Here is a 15,546-nt window from a genome sequence, read left to right on the forward strand (position 1 = left end):
GGTGACGTGTGGAGCTGACAGATACTAATCGTTCGAGGACTTAACCACAGTCTAATAAAGTGTAACATTTAAGTGAATCTTGTTATCAAACGTTATTTAGTTTTGAAAGAATAACATTCTTTCTTCAATTGCATATTGTCTGGTGATGATGGCAAAGAGGTCACACCCGTTCCCATGCCGAACACGGAAGTTAAGCTCTTTAGCGCCGATGGTAGTTGGGGGTTTCCCCCTGTGAGAGTAGGACGTTGCCAGGCACGCATAAAAGGAGAACAGCAAAGATGCTGTTCTTTTTTTGTATGGAAAAAAAGAGAATGGTCAAAGGCAGCTGGGGAAGATGGCAGTTGGAAGTGGATACGGCTTATTGGTAAGGTTACCGATGACGGGTATAAATCTTACTTAGCGAGCAGAAAAGGAGTTTATACGAGCATAAATAGAATAACTGATCTTTAAGCCAAGGGACGAATCCTGTTAATGAATGTGCAGCAGCTCCAGAACAGTACGAAAGTTTAAAATATGATCAGCTTTTATCAAAAAAACTCTGGAACTGGTCTTTTCTAGCTGCCCTTGTCAAATTAATTGTTTAAAAAACAGACCAAGAGCTCATTTCAATAAGCTGCACAAACTTAATCTCCGCAATCCGCGTTTTACTATCCGACCCGAGTACTCTAACTAGCCTCAAATCGAAGTAAGAGGGGCCAAATTATAATCACATCCAAACCAAAATAATCCCGAAAATGGTTCTTTTCAAGCTGCCTTCATCTTCAAAAAGCTTTCAGACCAGATATTTTTTTGTAGACATACACGATTTGTGAACACCATCATACAATTAGAGAGGGTAAGATAATTCGAAATCTTGTATACAACTTTTGATCTGTGGCAAAACTGTTTGTATGGAGGTGGAGAGCATTGAATTCGGAAGACTTGAAGAAACCGGCTGGGGAAACATGTATTATATGTGATACAGAAAAGGCGAAGGGAATTCATCTCTATACAAGCTTTGTTTGTACAGATTGCGAGACTGATATGATTCAGACCGAAACAGAAGATCCTAAATATAAATATTTTATTGATAAGCTGCGGAGAGTGAAAACGCCGCCGCTCTATTCTTAAGCTGCCGTGTCAGGCGGCTTTTTCTATTGACCTTCTACTGATATAATAGCGGTAATACATCGTAAAGGACGGTTTTTGTTTAGATGGCGACTCCGCTGTATTCAGCTCTTAAAAGGCATGCGATGAAGCGCCCGGTTTCGTTTCATGTACCCGGGCATAAATTTGGACAGATTTTTTCTCAAGAGGCAATAGAAGACTTTGAAGAGATATTAAAGTTAGATGCGACTGAGATCACGGGACTTGACGATCTTCATGATCCAAGCGGTCCGATTGCAGAGGCTCAGGAGCTTGCAGCAGCTCTATATAAGGCAGATAAAACATTCTTTTTAGTCAATGGTTCAACATCAGGAAATATCGCAATGATTATGGCTTGCTGTGAGAGAGATAAGCCGGTTTTAGTCCAGCGGAACAGTCATAAATCCATCATTAATGGGATCAGACTTGCGGGAGCTCGTCCCGTGTTTCTGGCGCCGAAATTTGATGAAGAACTGAGGGTGCCTTCTTATGTGCCGCAGGAAACCATTGCTGAAGCGATAAAAAAATATCCGGATGCATCAGCTTTAATTTTAACGAGTCCGAATTATTACGGACTTGCGTGTGACCTCCATGGGACAGTAAAGCTTGCTCATGAAAAGAACATCCCTGTTTTGGTGGATGAAGCGCACGGTGCCCATTTTATACTGGGGGATCCTTTCCCGCAATCAGCATTAGAGGCTGGTGCAGATGTTGTTGTTCAATCAGCTCATAAAACGCTGCCTGCAATGACAATGGGTTCGTATTTGCATGTGAAAGGCACATTGGCAGATACAGGCCGTATAGGCCGCTTTTTATCCATTTTACAGAGCAGCAGTCCCTCTTATCCAATTATGGCCTCGCTTGACTTGGCAAGAGATTATTTGCAGAGTTTAAGATCTGCAGAAGCAGTTGATTCCATTTCTGCCGCAATCAATTCTTTTAAAAATAGGATTAAGAAAATAGATGAGATTTCGATTCTTCATTCTAGTGACAGAAACGCAAGTACTGATCCTCTTAAACTTACGATTAAGTCAACTATTGGAATGTCTGGTTTTGAGCTTCAGAGTCACTTAGAGGCTTCTGGCGTCTATACGGAGCTTGCAGACCTGCAGAATGTTTTGCTCGTTTTGCCGCTCACAAGAAAGATGGAACCTCATTTTCGGTATACCGCTATAAACAGTACTTACACTGGAAAAAACGAGCTGAATCCTCTATTTTTACAGAACGGCACCAGCCCTATCAGTATGCTCCCCCTATCCTATCATCAGTTAAATGGGTATAGTAGAGAGGTTGTATCTTTTAAAGATGCGGACGGGTTATTAAGCGGAGATGCGGTTATTCCATATCCGCCCGGAATCCCTCTATTAATGGAGGGAGAAAGAATAACGAAGGAACATATCAGCCAAATACAGGCGCTGATTCAGGGCGGTGCGAGGTTTCAGGGTAGCAGGGCACTGACAGAAGAAAAGCTTGCAGTTTATATAAAGAAAAGGTGATTGTAATGAAAGGGATTTTTATCACATTTGAAGGACCTGATGGTGCAGGAAAGACAACGATTCTGAATATGCTGTCAGAGGAATTCAAAGAAAAGGGAATTGAGGCAGTCTTCACCCGTGAACCGGGAGGAATCAGGATTGCTGAGCAAATCCGCGAAGTGATTTTAAATAAAGAAAATACAGAAATGGATTCAAGAACAGAGGCTTTGTTGTATGCAGCTGCAAGACGCCAGCATATTGTCGAGAAAGTCATTCCTGCCTTAAATGAGGATAAATTGATTATCTGTGACCGATTTATTGACAGTTCCCTGGCTTATCAGGGGTACGCTAGAGAAATTGGTGTGGATGATGTTTATTCTATAAATATGTTTGCCATTGACGGTGTCATGCCTGAGATAACTTTATACTTTGATATAGAGCCTGAGCGCGGACTATTGAGAATCAATGGCAGTGACAGCAGAGAAGTGAACAGACTGGATTTAGAGAAGATGGACTTTCATTTAAAGGTTCAAAAGGGCTATAAACAATTAATCGATAAGTTCCCTGAACGGATAAAAGTCATCAATGCTGATCAGTCTTTAGAAGAGGTCTATCGTGACGTAAAGGAAGTTTTAATTCCTTATTTAAAGTAAACGCTGATATAATAAGTAACAACAATGTTACAATTACCATAAATGAAACAATGCTTTATCAGGTTTAAGCTGTTAAACTATAAGGAGGCATACCTATGAAAATGATTATTGCGGTTGTACAGGATCAGGACAGCAATAAGCTTTCAAGCGCATTAGTTGAACATAATTTCAGAGCAACGAAACTCGCAACGACTGGCGGATTTCTAAAGTCCGGCAATACAACATTCATGATTGGCACGGAAGATGCGCGTGTTGAGAAAGCCTTGGCCGTTATTAAAGAGAACTGTCAATCAAGAGAGCAGCTTGTAGCTCCAGTATCTCCTATGGGCGGAAATGCAGATTCGTATGTACCTTATCCTGTTGAAGTTGAAGTTGGCGGAGCGACAGTCTTTGTGCTTCCGATCGAACAATTCCACCATTTTTAAGGCGTGGGAATAAATGAAGATCAATCAAGAGCTTCGTACAGGAATAGATAAGAGAAATGCCAATCAGAAGACATCAGCAGCCGGATCCAAGCCATTTTCAGAAATGGTGCTGAAACAAGAATCCAAGCTGCACCTGCAGCAATTGAATACATTGATGGCAAATGTTGAAGAGGCTGGCCGGCGTATTGCGAAATCCAGGAATATGCGGGATCTTTCAAGATATAAATCGCTTGTCAGACGCTTCGTACAAGAAGCTGTTGACTATGGGCTGAAAGTGAAGCAGTCCGGAAGCTTCGACTATAGCGGAAACAGCCGCTCGCTTGTAACTGTAGAACAACTGGATCAGCATCTGATTGAACTGACGGAAAGTCTGCTCAATGAAGATCAGTCATCCATCGACATACTGGCAAAAATAGGTGAAATTAAAGGCCTTTTAATTAACCTCTATACGTAAAGAGTGATAGATATGACGATGAGTACTTGGAAAAATCTTGCTGATTATCAGCCTAAAGTACTGAAATTGCTGGGCAACAGTCTCGAGAAAAACCGGCTGGCTCATGCATACCTTTTTGAAGGAAGAAAAGGAACAGGGAAAAAAGAAATCAGCTTGCTTCTTGCCAGAAGCTTCTTTTGTGAAAATACCGAGGATTTCAGACCGTGTGAGACATGCAGAAACTGCAAACGCATCCATTCCGGCAATCATCCGGATGTTCATTTGGTAGAACCAGACGGGTTATCGATCAAAAAGTGGCAAATTCAAGATCTTCAGGGAGAATTCACAAAAACCGGCGTAGAATCAAGCAAAAAACTGTACATTATTTCACATGCTGACAAAATGACGGCAAATGCTGCCAACAGTCTGCTGAAATTTTTAGAAGAACCAAATGCCAATACGATGGCTATTTTGATGACTGAACAAGTGCATCAAATTTTAAATACAATCCTATCAAGGTGCCAAACGCTCACTTTTATGCCGCTGCCTGTTTCAGCTATTGAGAAAGAGCTGTTAAAGCAGGAGGTATCCCCTAATTTTGCTAAGCTTGCAGCAAGAATGACCAACAATGTTGAAAAAGCACTCGAATTAAGTCGAGATGATTGGTTTGCACAGGCAAGACTTGTAGTGATAAAATTGTATGAAGTGATATCAAAGCGAAACGGACAGGCATTTGTCCAAGTTCAAACCCAATGGATGCCATTTTTCGCAGAAAAAGAACAGCAGGACATGGGATATGACTTGCTATTATATTTATATAAAGACATTCTTTCCATCCAAATTGGCAATACGGATCATGTTATCTATCAAGATCTGCTTCCACAATTAGAACAGCACGCCATTCAAGTATCGAGGCAAATGGTCCTTGAAAAAATCACTTCTATTTTAGAAGCAAAAAAAAGACTCCAGATGAATGTGAGTCCACAATTACTGATGGAGCAATTGGTTTTATCTTTGCAGGAGGGATAAGATTGTACGATGTAGTGGGTGTCCGCTTTAAAAAAGCGGGTAAAATATATTATTTCGACCCTAATGGGCTTCAAATAGAAAACGCCGATTTTGTTATTGTTGAAACGGTAAGAGGCGTAGAATTTGGCAAAGTAGTGATTCATAAGAAACAAGTTGGCGAGAATGATATAGTCTTGCCGCTTAAAAAGGTTCTTCGTGTAGCTGATGAGAAAGACCGCATGATTGTTGACGAAAATCATCATGCTGCAAAAGAAGCCTATGAGGTTTGTCAGCAAAAAGTAAATGAGCACAGACTTGATATGAAACTTGTTGATGTTGAATATACGTTTGACAGAAACAAGGTTATTTTTTACTTCACCGCTGATGGACGCGTAGATTTCAGGGAATTGGTTAAGGATCTCGCTGCCATCTTCAAAACTCGAATTGAGTTAAGACAAATAGGGGTCAGGGATGAAGCCAAAATGCTTGGCGGAATCGGACCTTGCGGAAGAATGCTGTGCTGCTCCACTTTCTTAGGGGATTTCGAACCGGTTTCCATTAAGATGGCCAAGGATCAGAACCTTTCGCTGAATCCTACGAAAATCTCAGGGTTATGCGGCAGATTAATGTGCTGCTTAAAATATGAGAATGATGAGTACGAATCTGCTAAAGAACAGCTTCCGGATATTGGAGAATCGATCGGGACTCCAATCGGTATCGGAAAAGTAGTCGGGTTAAATATATTGGAACGGGTATTGCAGGTTGAACTTTCAGAAAAAGACCGCGTGGTTGAATTTACTTGGGAAGAATTAATGAAAGAAGGCGCAGTTCCAATGAAATCCACAGATTAATGAGGTGGAACAAGTGGATAAAAAAGAGATCTTTGAATCTGTAAGCAGTATGGAGGAACAAATCGGCTCTCTGTATCGACAGCTTGGAGAGCTGAAGCATCATTTAGGCGAGCTGCTTGAGGAAAATCATCATTTGCAGATTGAAAATGATAACCTTCGCAGGCGTTTGAACGCGACTGCTGCAGCAGAAAAAAAGAAGCAGAATAAACAGCATACAGATAAACAGGCACTGGATTCAAAGATTGTGGACATTGGAGAGGGATACGACAATCTGGCCCGTCTTTATCAGGAAGGCTTCCATATTTGCAATGTTCATTATGGAAGTGTCCGCAAAGATGGAGACTGCTTGTTTTGTCTTTCCTTTCTTAATAAGAAATAAACTGGCTTTCCTGCTTAGGGGAAAGCTTTTTTTAAAGGGATAAGAAAGTATAAAATTATGCGCTTCGATAGCGAGCGGAATCGCTCAGGATCCTCGGCCAGAAAGGATCTGCAAGTAAAGGCAAAAAGCGCCTTTACTTGCAGATCCTTATCTGTCATGCCTGCGCTAAACGGGCGCTTGCGCTTTTCTTATCTGTTTGAAGTTTCAATTTATGGATGAGGTTTACTTTGTCAATACTAACAAAAAAGAAAGGATTTTATGATGGTTGATTTAATAGGAGATGAACGTCTCGATTATTTACTGGCAGAGGATTTAAGGATTATTCAAAGTCCGTCTGTCTTTGCGTTTTCATTAGATGCGGTTCTTCTTTCAAAATTTGCATATATGCCGATACAAAAGGGACGGGTCCTTGATTTATGTTCAGGGAATGCAGTTGTGCCGCTGCTGCTTTCTACAAGGTCCAAAGCGATGATTACAGGAGTTGAAATTCAGGAGAGATTGTTTCAAATGGCTGAAAAAAGCGTTGCCTATAATCAGCTTCAGGATCAGATTACCATGATCCATGGCGATTTAAAGGACATGCCGGCAACGCTCGGCCATGGGAAGTTTGATGTGATTACGTGCAATCCTCCATATTTTAAAACGCCCAAGAAAGACGAAATCAATCAAAATGAACATCTTGCCTTTGCCCGTCATGAAATCCTCTGTACACTTGAGGATGTCATTCTGGCAAGCAGCAAGCTTGCCAGGATCGGCGGTAAAATAGCGCTTGTTCACCGTCCGGGAAGATTAATTGAAATTACAGAGCTTATGAAAAAATATAAAATTGAACCTAAGCGGATTCAGCTTGTTTACCCGAAACAGGGAAAAGAAGCGAATACTTTATTAATAGAAGGAATTAAGGGCGGTCAGCCAGATTTAAAGATTCTGCCTCCTTTGTTTGTATATGACGAAACCAATGAATACACAAAAGAAGTGAAAGAGATTTTATATGGAGACAAATAGCACTCATTTCTTTTATGTGCTTGAATGCAGCGATGGGAGCTATTATGCAGGCTACACAAATGATCTTCTGGCCCGCATTCAAAAACACAATGCTGGAAAAGGCGCTAAATACACCCGTGCAAGAAAACCAGTATCTTTGCTTTATAACAAGCAGTTTGAAACGAAAAGTAATGCTCTGAAAGCAGAATATTACTTTAAAAAGCTGTCCAGGAAAAAGAAGGACGAATTTTTGAATGTGCCTGATGAGGAAAAGGTATGGGGATTTTTGCAGGGAGAGGATGATACGGATGCAGGAACAAAAAAGCTTTAATCAAGATACAGAGTGGGGCTCCCTTTACCTGGTCCCGACTCCTATAGGGAATTTAGAAGATATGACGTTTCGTGCAATCAATATTTTAAAAGAGGTTGATGTGATTGCCGCTGAGGATACACGGGAGTCGAAAAAGCTGTGCAATTACTTTGAAATTGACACACATCTGATCAGTTACCATGAGCATAACAAGGAGTCAAGCGGACATAAAATCCTTGAGCTGATGAAGCAGGGAAAAAACGTTGCATTGATAAGTGATGCCGGAATGCCGATTATTTCAGACCCCGGCAGCCAGCTTGTTGACGAAATATTGGCTGAGAACGGAAAGGTAATCCCTCTTCCGGGTGCAAATGCAGCCCTTACGGCTTTAGTGGCATCAGGAATTACACCGCAGCCATTTTTCTTTTTCGGATTTTTGGAAAGGCAGAAAAAAGAGAAGAAAAAACAGCTGGAACAATTATCAAAGCGAACGGAAACGATGATTTTTTATGAATCTCCGCATCGGCTGAAGGAAACCCTGGCGGTGATGAGCGAAATATTGGGCAACCGCAGAATATGCTTATCAAGAGAGCTGACAAAACGCTTTGAGGAATTCGTGAGGGGAACAATAAGCGATGCAGTAAAGTGGTCGGAGGAAAATCAGATTCGCGGCGAGTTTTGTTTAATTGTAGAAGGCCGGGATGAAAATGATGTGGTTGCTGAAGAAGAGTGGTGGGACTCTATGACACTTGAAGAGCATGTCAATCACTATGTAAGTGAGGGGTATGCCTCAAAAGAAGCAATCAAGCAGGTAGCAAAAGAACGCAGCATTCCGAAGCGGGACGTTTATCAGTCCTATCATGTGGATCAATAATACAAAAAGGACCTGACAATAGCTGTCAGGTCCTTTTTGTATTATTTTACTAAGTTGCTTTGAATTTCTTTAAGGATTTGTTCTGCACCTTCGCGGCTAAGAACTAATTTTCCGTTGCCTAGAGTGAAGTTGTCATCAGATACTTCGCCAGTTACAGCACAAGTCATGTTTGGCTTATATTTTTTAAGGATAATTCTTTCATCATCCACGTAGATTTCTAATGCGTCTTTTTCTGCGATTCCTAATGTGCGTCGTAATTCGATTGGAATAACCACACGGCCGAGCTCATCAACTTTACGTACGATTCCTGTAGATTTCATGTTTATGTTCTCCTCCCAAAAATAGGTTCTCTATATGTTTTTTTCTTAAACTTCGTCATTATTCGACAAAATCTTCATCCTCATAAGCATAACAGTGTTTCCAATAAACGTCAATCCTCAAATATCCAATAGTTTGTCAAAAAAAGTGAATTTTTCTTGAACCCTTATGCACTAGGCATAATAAGAATATATACCCCTGATAAAAGGAAAATAAACTCATAAAAGGAAATTTTTAATTATACATGTAATAGTATTAATTCAAAATATTGTTTATTTAATTATAACGATTGTTCGACAAGAATCAACAAGAATAATTGATTAGGAAACATTTGGCATACTAGAGCCATTCATATTATTCCCGTCCTCCTTTGTTTTTTTGTCCATAGAAGGTATATTTTCTTGATATTAAAGGCTAAGATGGTATCATAAAGAGTATAAATAACAATGATTAGTCGCTCTCGTCCATTGGGGCGGGGGCTTTTCTTCTCTAACCCAGAGACAGTCTTCATTACCAGGAGGGAAACGGATGGAAGGTCACAAAAAGTCATTTTATATTACAACACCTATTTACTATCCAAGCGGAAAACTACATATTGGACATGCTTATACAACAGTTGCGGGTGATGCAATGGCCCGTTATAAGCGCATGCGCGGTTTTGATGTGATGTATTTAACAGGTACAGATGAACATGGACAGAAAATTCAGCGCAAGGCAGAAGAAATCGGAGTAACGCCTCAAAAATATGTGGATGACATTGTCAGCGGCATTAAAGATCTTTGGAGCAAGCTTGATATCTCGTATGATGATTTCATCCGTACAACAGAAGACCGTCATAAAGAAATTGTCGAAAAGGTATTTGCAAAGCTTCTTGAGCAAGGGGATATTTATTTAGATCAATACGAAGGATGGTATTGTACACCTTGTGAATCGTTCTTTACAGAAAGACAGCTTGAAAACGGCAATTGTCCTGATTGCGGACGACCGGTAGAAAAAGTAAAAGAAGAATCCTACTTCTTCAAGATGAGCAAATATGCAGATCGTCTTCTGCAGTATTACTCAGAGAATCCGGAATTTATTCAGCCGGAATCACGCAAAAATGAAATGATTAACAACTTCATTAAACCAGGTCTTGAGGACTTGGCGGTGTCACGGACGACTTTTGATTGGGGAGTAAAAGTGCCTGGAGATCCAAAGCATGTTATATATGTATGGATTGATGCACTGTCCAATTATATTACAGCTCTTGGATATGGATCAGAGAACGATGAAAAGTACAAAAAATACTGGCCTGCAGATGTTCATCTAGTAGGAAAAGAAATTGTACGGTTCCACACCATCTATTGGCCGATTATGCTGATGGCGCTTGATTTGCCGCTGCCGAAAAAAGTGTTTGCACATGGCTGGCTATTGATGAAGGACGGAAAAATGTCCAAATCAAAAGGGAATGTAGTAGATCCTGTTACGTTAATTGATCGATACGGCCTTGATGCTCTTCGTTACTATTTATTAAGAGAGGTACCGTTTGGTTCAGACGGCGTCTTTACACCAGAAGGGTTTATCGAAAGACTGAATTTTGATCTTGCCAATGACCTTGGAAACCTGCTGAACCGTACAATCGCTATGATTCAAAAATATTTTGCCGGTGAAATTCCTGCGTACAGCGGACCTAAAACAGAGTTTGACGGAGAATTAACAGCTTTCAGCAAAGATACCATCTTAAAATACGAAGAAGCGATGGAGAAAATGGAGTTTTCTATTGCTTTGAATGCTCTATGGCAATTCATCAGCAGAACGAATAAATACATTGATGAAACACAGCCGTGGAATCTTGCAAAGGATGAGGAAAATCGTGAAAAGCTTGGTTCAGTTATGTATCATCTTGCTGAGTCGCTTCGCATTTCAGGGATCCTCCTGAAACCATTCCTTACGAAAACACCTGACAAGATGTTTGAACAGCTTGGCATTCAGGACGCTGCCTTAAAAGAGTGGGCAAGTTTATCGGAATTTGGACAGCTGTCACAAGTAAAAGTTTCTAAAGGAGTGCCGATTTTCCCTCGTTTAGAAGTTGAGGAAGAAGTTCAATATATTAAAGAGCAGATGCAGGGAACTGCACCAGCTGCCGAGGAAGAAAAGAAAGAACAAAAAGAAGACATATCAGGCGAAATTACATTTGATGAATTTATGAAAGTGGAAATGCGCGTTGCAGAAGTAATCCATGCCGAACCTGTAAAAAAAGCCGATCGTTTATTAAAGCTTCAGCTGGATCTTGGTTCTGAAAAAAGACAGGTTGTATCAGGAATTGCGAAGAGCTATCAGCCTGAACAGCTTGTCGGAAAGAAAGTCATCTGCATAACAAATCTTAAACCGGTAAAACTGCGCGGAGAACTGTCTCAAGGCATGATCCTGGCTGGCGAAGAAGAAGGCAATTTGTCGCTTGCTACTGTCGATTCAAGTCTTCCGAACGGTACGATTATTAAATAAAAAAAGAGAAAAAAGAGGTGTTTCACGTGTAACAATCGGGAATGACGCCTCTTTTTTCTTTTGTTTATACCTAAAGAAAGGATGTCGAAACATGTTATTTGATACACATGCTCATTTAAATGCGATCCAATACGAGGATGACTTAGAAGAAGTCATTGAAAGAGCGCTGGAAGAAGGAGTAACCCATACGGTTGTAGTCGGATTTGACACAGTGACCATTACACGGGCCATCGAGCTTGCTGAGAAGTATGATTTTATTTATGCAGCAGTTGGCTGGCATCCAGTCGATGCTATTGATATGAAAGATGAAGATCTTCAGTGGATAAAAGAGCTTGCATCACATCCTAAAGTAGTGGCGATTGGTGAGATGGGTCTCGATTATTATTGGGATAAATCTCCGAAGGAAATTCAAAAGGAAGTATTCCGCAAGCAGATTGCCCTTGCAAAAGAAGTTCAGCTTCCAATAATAATTCATAATCGGGATGCGACCTCTGATGTAGTTGAGATTCTGCAGGAGGAAAATGCGAGTGAAGTTGGCGGCATTATGCATTGTTTTACAGGAAGCCTTGAAGTGGCAAAACAATGCATGGATATGAATTTTTATATTTCATTTGGCGGGCCGGTTACATTTAAAAATGCTAAAAAGACGAAGGAAGTTGCGGCGGAGATACCAATGGAACGTCTTTTGATTGAAACAGATTGCCCATATTTAACACCTCATCCGTTTAGAGGAAAACGGAATGAACCGAGCTATGTGAAATATGTAGCAGAGCAAATTGCTGAGCTTAGAGAGATGGATTATGCGGAATTTGTTAGACAAACTTCCGACAATGCAAAAAGAATATTCGGCATTTCTCGCTAAAGGAAATTGTAGAATTTTGCTGGAGCTTGTCCGAAAGTACAGGTTTTAATGAGGTTCTACAAGTCTCCTTTTCCTCATAGGATATATTTGTCGACAAGAATTGCTTCACTTTTTGATAGTTTTTCAGCATAATAGTGATTACGATTAGAAAAATTTGAAAGAAGTGGGTGAGGGTTGACAGCAAGATCGATACTCTATATAATCCTCGGAGGAGAAGGAGGCGTTTTTCATAGTGATAAATAATATGAAAAAGCTGTTATCCGCAAAACTAAGCTTTAACAAGATTGTCCTCGCAATTGTCAGTTTAGTAGTTTTGGGAACGGGTACTGCGTTCGCGACGTTTGAAGCGTCGAAGAACACGGTTACAGTTTCGCTGAACGGCAAAGACGAGAAGCTCAGGACACACGCACGTACAGTAGATGAATTACTTCAAGATTTAGACATAGATAGAAAACAAGAAGACGATGTATCTCCATCAGGAGATACTAAGATCACAAACAATCTAAAAGTTGTTTATGAGGCTTCGAAACCTGTACAGCTTACGGTGGACGATGAGAAAAGGACAATAAGGACAACAGCAAAAACCGTAGAAGAATTTTTGAAAGAACAAAAAATAGCAGTTTCTGAGCACGATAAGATGAATGCTTCGTTACATACGAAAATTTCAGGTAATCTTAAGCTCAACATTGAGAAAGCCATACAGATCACACTAACAGTTGGAGATAAAAAACAACAAGTATGGTCAACTTCGACTACTGTCGCTGACTTTTTGAAAGACCAAAAGGTACAGGTAAATGAACTTGATAAGGTTGAACCCCAAATTCATGAAACATTGAGTGCAAATGACGCCGTAATAGTCACACGTGTAGAAAAAGTCACCGATGTAGTGGAAGAACCAGTTGCATTTTCAGTTGTAACTAAGAATGACAGCAGCATTCCAAAAGGGAAACAGGAAGTTATTAAACCTGGTACAGAAGGTGCTGTTGCGAAACATTTTGAGGTTATGCTCGAAAATGGAAAAGAAGTGTCAAGAAAGCTGATCAAAGAAGAAACGAAAAGTGAAAGTCAGGACCGTGTAGTTGCAATAGGCACAAAAGCTGCGCCTAAGCCTGTGAGCACGGCAAGTACATCAAGCAAGCCTGAGACAGTATCACGTTCAAACGATTCTGTCGCAAAAGAATTCACTGTTACATCAACTGCCTATACGGCGCATTGCAATGGCTGTTCAGGCACGACCGCCACAGGTGTCGATTTAAGAGCCAATCCGAATGCCAAAGTGATCGCTGTAGATCCAAGTGTTATTCCATTAGGGTCTAAAGTATATGTAGAAGGGTACGGATATGCCATTGCCTCTGATACAGGCGGCGCAATTAAAGGGAAAAAGATTGATGTTTTCTTCTCAGATAAGGGAGCAGCCTATCGATGGGGAAGAAAGCAGGTAAAAATTAAAGTGTTGAATTGATTCTCTGACAGGGGGTTTAGATCCCTCTGTTTTTTTGCGTTATAATGGGTTACAATTACGTTTCAATAATATAGACGTTTGACCGCTCAGGAAAGTTTCATCTTTTTGGAGGAAAACATGAAAATTAAAGAAATTATTGTTGTTGAAGGAAGAGATGATACAACTGCCATAAAGCGCGCAGTTGATGCAGATACAATTGAAACGAATGGATCTGCAATTGGAGATTCGGTCATTGAACAGATCCGCCTTGCACAGAAAACGCGGGGGGTCATTATTTTTACAGATCCTGATTTTCCCGGCGAAAAAATACGCAAAACGGTTGCAGAGCAGGTTCCAGGCTGCAAGCATGCTTTTATTACAAAACCTGAAGCAAGGCCTAAAAACGGTAAAGGCATTGGAGTTGAGCATGCTTCTATAGAAGCGATCCGAAACGCTCTAAAAGAGGTTAAAGAAGAGATGGCGGATACAGATCCGATTATTGATAAAGATGATTTAATAACTGCGGGTTTAATCGGCGGGCCTAAAGCGAAGGCACGGCGCGAAAAACTCGGGGTGCTATTGAAAATAGGCTATACAAATGGCAAGCAGCTTGAAAAAAGACTGCATATGTTTCAAATTACAAAACAAACTTTTGCACAAGCTATAGAGGAGATTGTTCGGGAGGAGCAGCAAAATGATTAAAGATATCGCAACACCGGTTCGCACGAAAGCTATATTAGAAAAGTACGGTTTTTCTTTCAAGAAAAGTCTTGGCCAAAACTTCTTAATTGATCCTAACGTGCTGAACCGTATTGTAGACCATGCAGACGTAACAGATGAAACAGGAGTTATTGAAATCGGTCCGGGGATCGGAGCTTTGACAGAACAGCTTGCCAAACGGGCGAAAAAGGTTGTTGCATTCGAAATTGATCAGCGCCTCATCCCAATCTTAAAAGATACATTATCACCTTATGACAATGTAACAGTCATTCATCAGGATATCCTTTTGGCGAATGTAAAAGAGGTTATGGAAGAACAATTTAAAGACTGCCGCGAAGTGATGGTCGTTGCAAACCTCCCATACTATGTAACAACTCCAATCATTATGAAGCTGCTTGAAGATCATTTGCCTTTAAAAGGAATTGTCGTCATGCTTCAGAAAGAAGTAGCAGACCGCATAGCGGCTTCTCCTTCTTCTAAAGACTACGGTTCATTGTCTATAGCTGTTCAGTACTATACAGACGCTAAGACGGTCATGACGGTACCTAGAACCGTTTTTATGCCGCAGCCTAATGTAGATTCGGCCATTATCCGTCTGCTTCTGCGTGAGGAAGCAAGAGTTGTCATAAAAGATGAAGACTTTTTCTTTAGAATTGTTCGTGCAAGCTTTGCGCAGAGAAGAAAAACACTCCTTAACAATCTGACTCATTCTCTTCCTGACGGAAAAGAAAAGAAATCGGTTATTGAACAAGCATTAGAAACAGCTGGCATCGACGGAAGAAGAAGAGGAGAAACCCTTTCGATCGAAGAGTTTGCTGTGCTCAGTGACTTGTTAGTTGAAGAATTTAATGGATAACGTTTATTTCTGAAAGATGGCCCTGCAGCTGAGACAGCTGCGGGGCTTTTTGTGCTTGAAAATTTTATAGGAGAAGGGCTGTCAGTGTAAAATGGCATTCATTTACCTAACGGGCATATAGCAGGCGTGAGCGGTCATAACTTTCTGTATTGTCTAGCTCCACTGCCCAACTCCTCGGCCAGAACGGCTCCGCCAGCAAAGGCAAAAAGCGCCTTTACTGTCGGATCCTTTTCTGTCTGCCTGCGCTAAACGGGCGGTTCCGCTTTTCTGTATTGTCTAGCTCCACCGCCCAACTCCTCGGCCAGAACGGCTCCGTCTGTAAAGGCAAAAAGCGCCTTTTCAGCCGGA

General features: G+C 40.9%; 17 protein-coding genes and 1 rRNA gene. 17 read left to right on the forward strand and 1 reads right to left on the reverse strand.

Features of this window, described 5'->3' with window-relative positions; all coding sequences use genetic code 11:
• The first annotated feature begins 138 nt into the window (after positions 1-138).
• The 12 genes from rrf (at position 139) to rsmI (ending at position 8,517) form a co-directional block, all read left to right on the forward strand.
• Positions 139-254 (forward strand): 5S ribosomal RNA (gene rrf / locus GJU41_RS24100).
• 652 nt (positions 255-906) lie between these two features.
• The gene (locus GJU41_RS24105; protein WP_224771316.1) at positions 907-1,110 is read left to right on the forward strand and encodes a sigma factor G inhibitor Gin; all 204 of its coding nucleotides are present in this window, start codon (positions 907-909) and stop codon (positions 1,108-1,110) included.
• 83 nt (positions 1,111-1,193) lie between these two features.
• On the forward strand, positions 1,194-2,621 hold the full coding sequence (locus GJU41_RS24110) for an aminotransferase class I/II-fold pyridoxal phosphate-dependent enzyme (protein ID WP_154319791.1): 1,428 nt from the start codon (positions 1,194-1,196) through the stop codon (positions 2,619-2,621).
• Between the two features lie 5 nt (positions 2,622-2,626).
• Positions 2,627-3,253, forward strand: coding sequence for a dTMP kinase (gene tmk, locus GJU41_RS24115; protein WP_070875702.1), 627 nt, complete (start codon positions 2,627-2,629; stop codon positions 3,251-3,253).
• A 95-nt stretch (positions 3,254-3,348) separates the two neighbouring features.
• Positions 3,349-3,678 (forward strand): cyclic-di-AMP receptor, encoded by a 330-nt coding sequence (locus tag GJU41_RS24120; RefSeq protein ID WP_070875703.1) that lies wholly within the window; start codon positions 3,349-3,351, stop codon positions 3,676-3,678.
• Positions 3,679-3,691: 13 nt separating this feature from the next.
• On the forward strand, positions 3,692-4,132 hold the full coding sequence (locus GJU41_RS24125; protein WP_070875704.1) for a YaaR family protein: 441 nt from the start codon (positions 3,692-3,694) through the stop codon (positions 4,130-4,132).
• A gap of 18 nt (positions 4,133-4,150) precedes the next feature.
• A complete protein-coding gene (gene holB, locus GJU41_RS24130; protein ID WP_396653235.1) occupies positions 4,151-5,140 on the forward strand; it encodes a DNA polymerase III subunit delta' in 990 nt (329 codons plus the stop codon).
• Between the two features lie 2 nt (positions 5,141-5,142).
• Positions 5,143-5,970: a PSP1 domain-containing protein gene (locus GJU41_RS24135; RefSeq protein WP_070875706.1), complete on the forward strand. Its 828-nt coding sequence runs from the start codon at positions 5,143-5,145 to the stop codon at positions 5,968-5,970.
• A 13-nt stretch (positions 5,971-5,983) separates the two neighbouring features.
• Entirely contained in the window at positions 5,984-6,349 is a 366-nt protein-coding gene (gene yabA / locus GJU41_RS24140; protein ID WP_070875707.1) for a DNA replication initiation control protein YabA, read from the forward strand.
• 261 nt (positions 6,350-6,610) lie between these two features.
• Positions 6,611-7,354: a tRNA1(Val) (adenine(37)-N6)-methyltransferase gene (locus GJU41_RS24145; protein WP_070875708.1), complete on the forward strand. Its 744-nt coding sequence runs from the start codon at positions 6,611-6,613 to the stop codon at positions 7,352-7,354.
• Complete coding sequence (locus GJU41_RS24150) at positions 7,341-7,664, forward strand: GIY-YIG nuclease family protein (protein ID WP_070875709.1); 324 nt, start codon at positions 7,341-7,343, stop codon at positions 7,662-7,664. The genes GJU41_RS24145 and GJU41_RS24150 overlap by 14 nt, the downstream gene beginning before the upstream one ends.
• Positions 7,642-8,517 (forward strand): 16S rRNA (cytidine(1402)-2'-O)-methyltransferase, encoded by an 876-nt coding sequence (gene rsmI / locus GJU41_RS24155; protein ID WP_083328135.1) that lies wholly within the window; start codon positions 7,642-7,644, stop codon positions 8,515-8,517. Before GJU41_RS24150 ends, rsmI begins: the two co-directional genes overlap by 23 nt.
• Before the next feature lie 41 nt (positions 8,518-8,558).
• Here rsmI and abrB read toward each other — a convergent pair whose 3' ends face one another.
• Positions 8,559-8,843: a transition state genes transcriptional regulator AbrB gene (gene abrB, locus GJU41_RS24160; protein WP_175443492.1), complete on the reverse strand. Its 285-nt coding sequence runs from the start codon at positions 8,841-8,843 to the stop codon at positions 8,559-8,561.
• 520 nt (positions 8,844-9,363) lie between these two features.
• On the opposite strand from abrB, the gene metG reads away from it, so the two are divergent.
• The 5 genes from metG (at position 9,364) to rsmA (ending at position 15,198) form a co-directional block, all read left to right on the forward strand.
• Entirely contained in the window at positions 9,364-11,319 is a 1,956-nt protein-coding gene (gene metG / locus GJU41_RS24165) for a methionine--tRNA ligase (RefSeq protein ID WP_070875711.1), read from the forward strand.
• A 91-nt stretch (positions 11,320-11,410) separates the two neighbouring features.
• Entirely contained in the window at positions 11,411-12,181 is a 771-nt protein-coding gene (locus tag GJU41_RS24170; RefSeq protein WP_070875712.1) for a TatD family hydrolase, read from the forward strand.
• A gap of 244 nt (positions 12,182-12,425) precedes the next feature.
• The gene (locus GJU41_RS24175) at positions 12,426-13,643 is read left to right on the forward strand and encodes a G5 and 3D domain-containing protein (RefSeq protein ID WP_070875716.1); all 1,218 of its coding nucleotides are present in this window, start codon (positions 12,426-12,428) and stop codon (positions 13,641-13,643) included.
• 117 nt (positions 13,644-13,760) lie between these two features.
• Positions 13,761-14,324 carry a ribonuclease M5 gene (gene rnmV / locus GJU41_RS24180; RefSeq protein ID WP_070875713.1) on the forward strand — a complete coding sequence of 188 codons (564 nt, stop codon included), beginning with the start codon at positions 13,761-13,763 and terminating at the stop codon, positions 14,322-14,324.
• Positions 14,317-15,198, forward strand: coding sequence for a 16S rRNA (adenine(1518)-N(6)/adenine(1519)-N(6))-dimethyltransferase RsmA (rsmA, locus tag GJU41_RS24185; protein WP_070875714.1), 882 nt, complete (start codon positions 14,317-14,319; stop codon positions 15,196-15,198). The genes rnmV and rsmA overlap by 8 nt, the downstream gene beginning before the upstream one ends.
• The last annotated feature ends 348 nt before the right edge of the window (positions 15,199-15,546 follow it).

The organism is Metabacillus idriensis (genome assembly GCF_009674765.1).
GTDB lineage: Bacteria > Bacillota > Bacilli > Bacillales > Bacillaceae > Bacillus_P > Bacillus_P idriensis.

Bases quoted from the DNA above. Each gene is read 5' to 3' on its own strand.
- GJU41_RS24110 (WP_154319791.1), top strand. From the start codon at position 1,194: ATGGCGACTCCGCTGTATTCAGCTCTTAAAAGGCATGCGATGAAGCGC.
- tmk (WP_070875702.1), top strand. From the start codon at position 2,627: ATGAAAGGGATTTTTATCACATTTGAAGGACCTGATGGTGCAGGAAAG.
- GJU41_RS24120 (WP_070875703.1), top strand. From the start codon at position 3,349: ATGAAAATGATTATTGCGGTTGTACAGGATCAGGACAGCAATAAGCTT.
- GJU41_RS24125 (WP_070875704.1), top strand. From the start codon at position 3,692: ATGAAGATCAATCAAGAGCTTCGTACAGGAATAGATAAGAGAAATGCC.
- holB (WP_396653235.1), top strand. From the start codon at position 4,151: ATGAGTACTTGGAAAAATCTTGCTGATTATCAGCCTAAAGTACTGAAA.
- GJU41_RS24145 (WP_070875708.1), top strand. From the start codon at position 6,611: ATGGTTGATTTAATAGGAGATGAACGTCTCGATTATTTACTGGCAGAG.
- GJU41_RS24150 (WP_070875709.1), top strand. From the start codon at position 7,341: ATGGAGACAAATAGCACTCATTTCTTTTATGTGCTTGAATGCAGCGAT.
- rsmI (WP_083328135.1), top strand. From the start codon at position 7,642: ATGCAGGAACAAAAAAGCTTTAATCAAGATACAGAGTGGGGCTCCCTT.
- metG (WP_070875711.1), top strand. From the start codon at position 9,364: ATGGAAGGTCACAAAAAGTCATTTTATATTACAACACCTATTTACTAT.
- GJU41_RS24170 (WP_070875712.1), top strand. From the start codon at position 11,411: ATGTTATTTGATACACATGCTCATTTAAATGCGATCCAATACGAGGAT.
- GJU41_RS24175 (WP_070875716.1), top strand. From the start codon at position 12,426: ATGAAAAAGCTGTTATCCGCAAAACTAAGCTTTAACAAGATTGTCCTC.
- rnmV (WP_070875713.1), top strand. From the start codon at position 13,761: ATGAAAATTAAAGAAATTATTGTTGTTGAAGGAAGAGATGATACAACT.
- rsmA (WP_070875714.1), top strand. From the start codon at position 14,317: ATGATTAAAGATATCGCAACACCGGTTCGCACGAAAGCTATATTAGAA.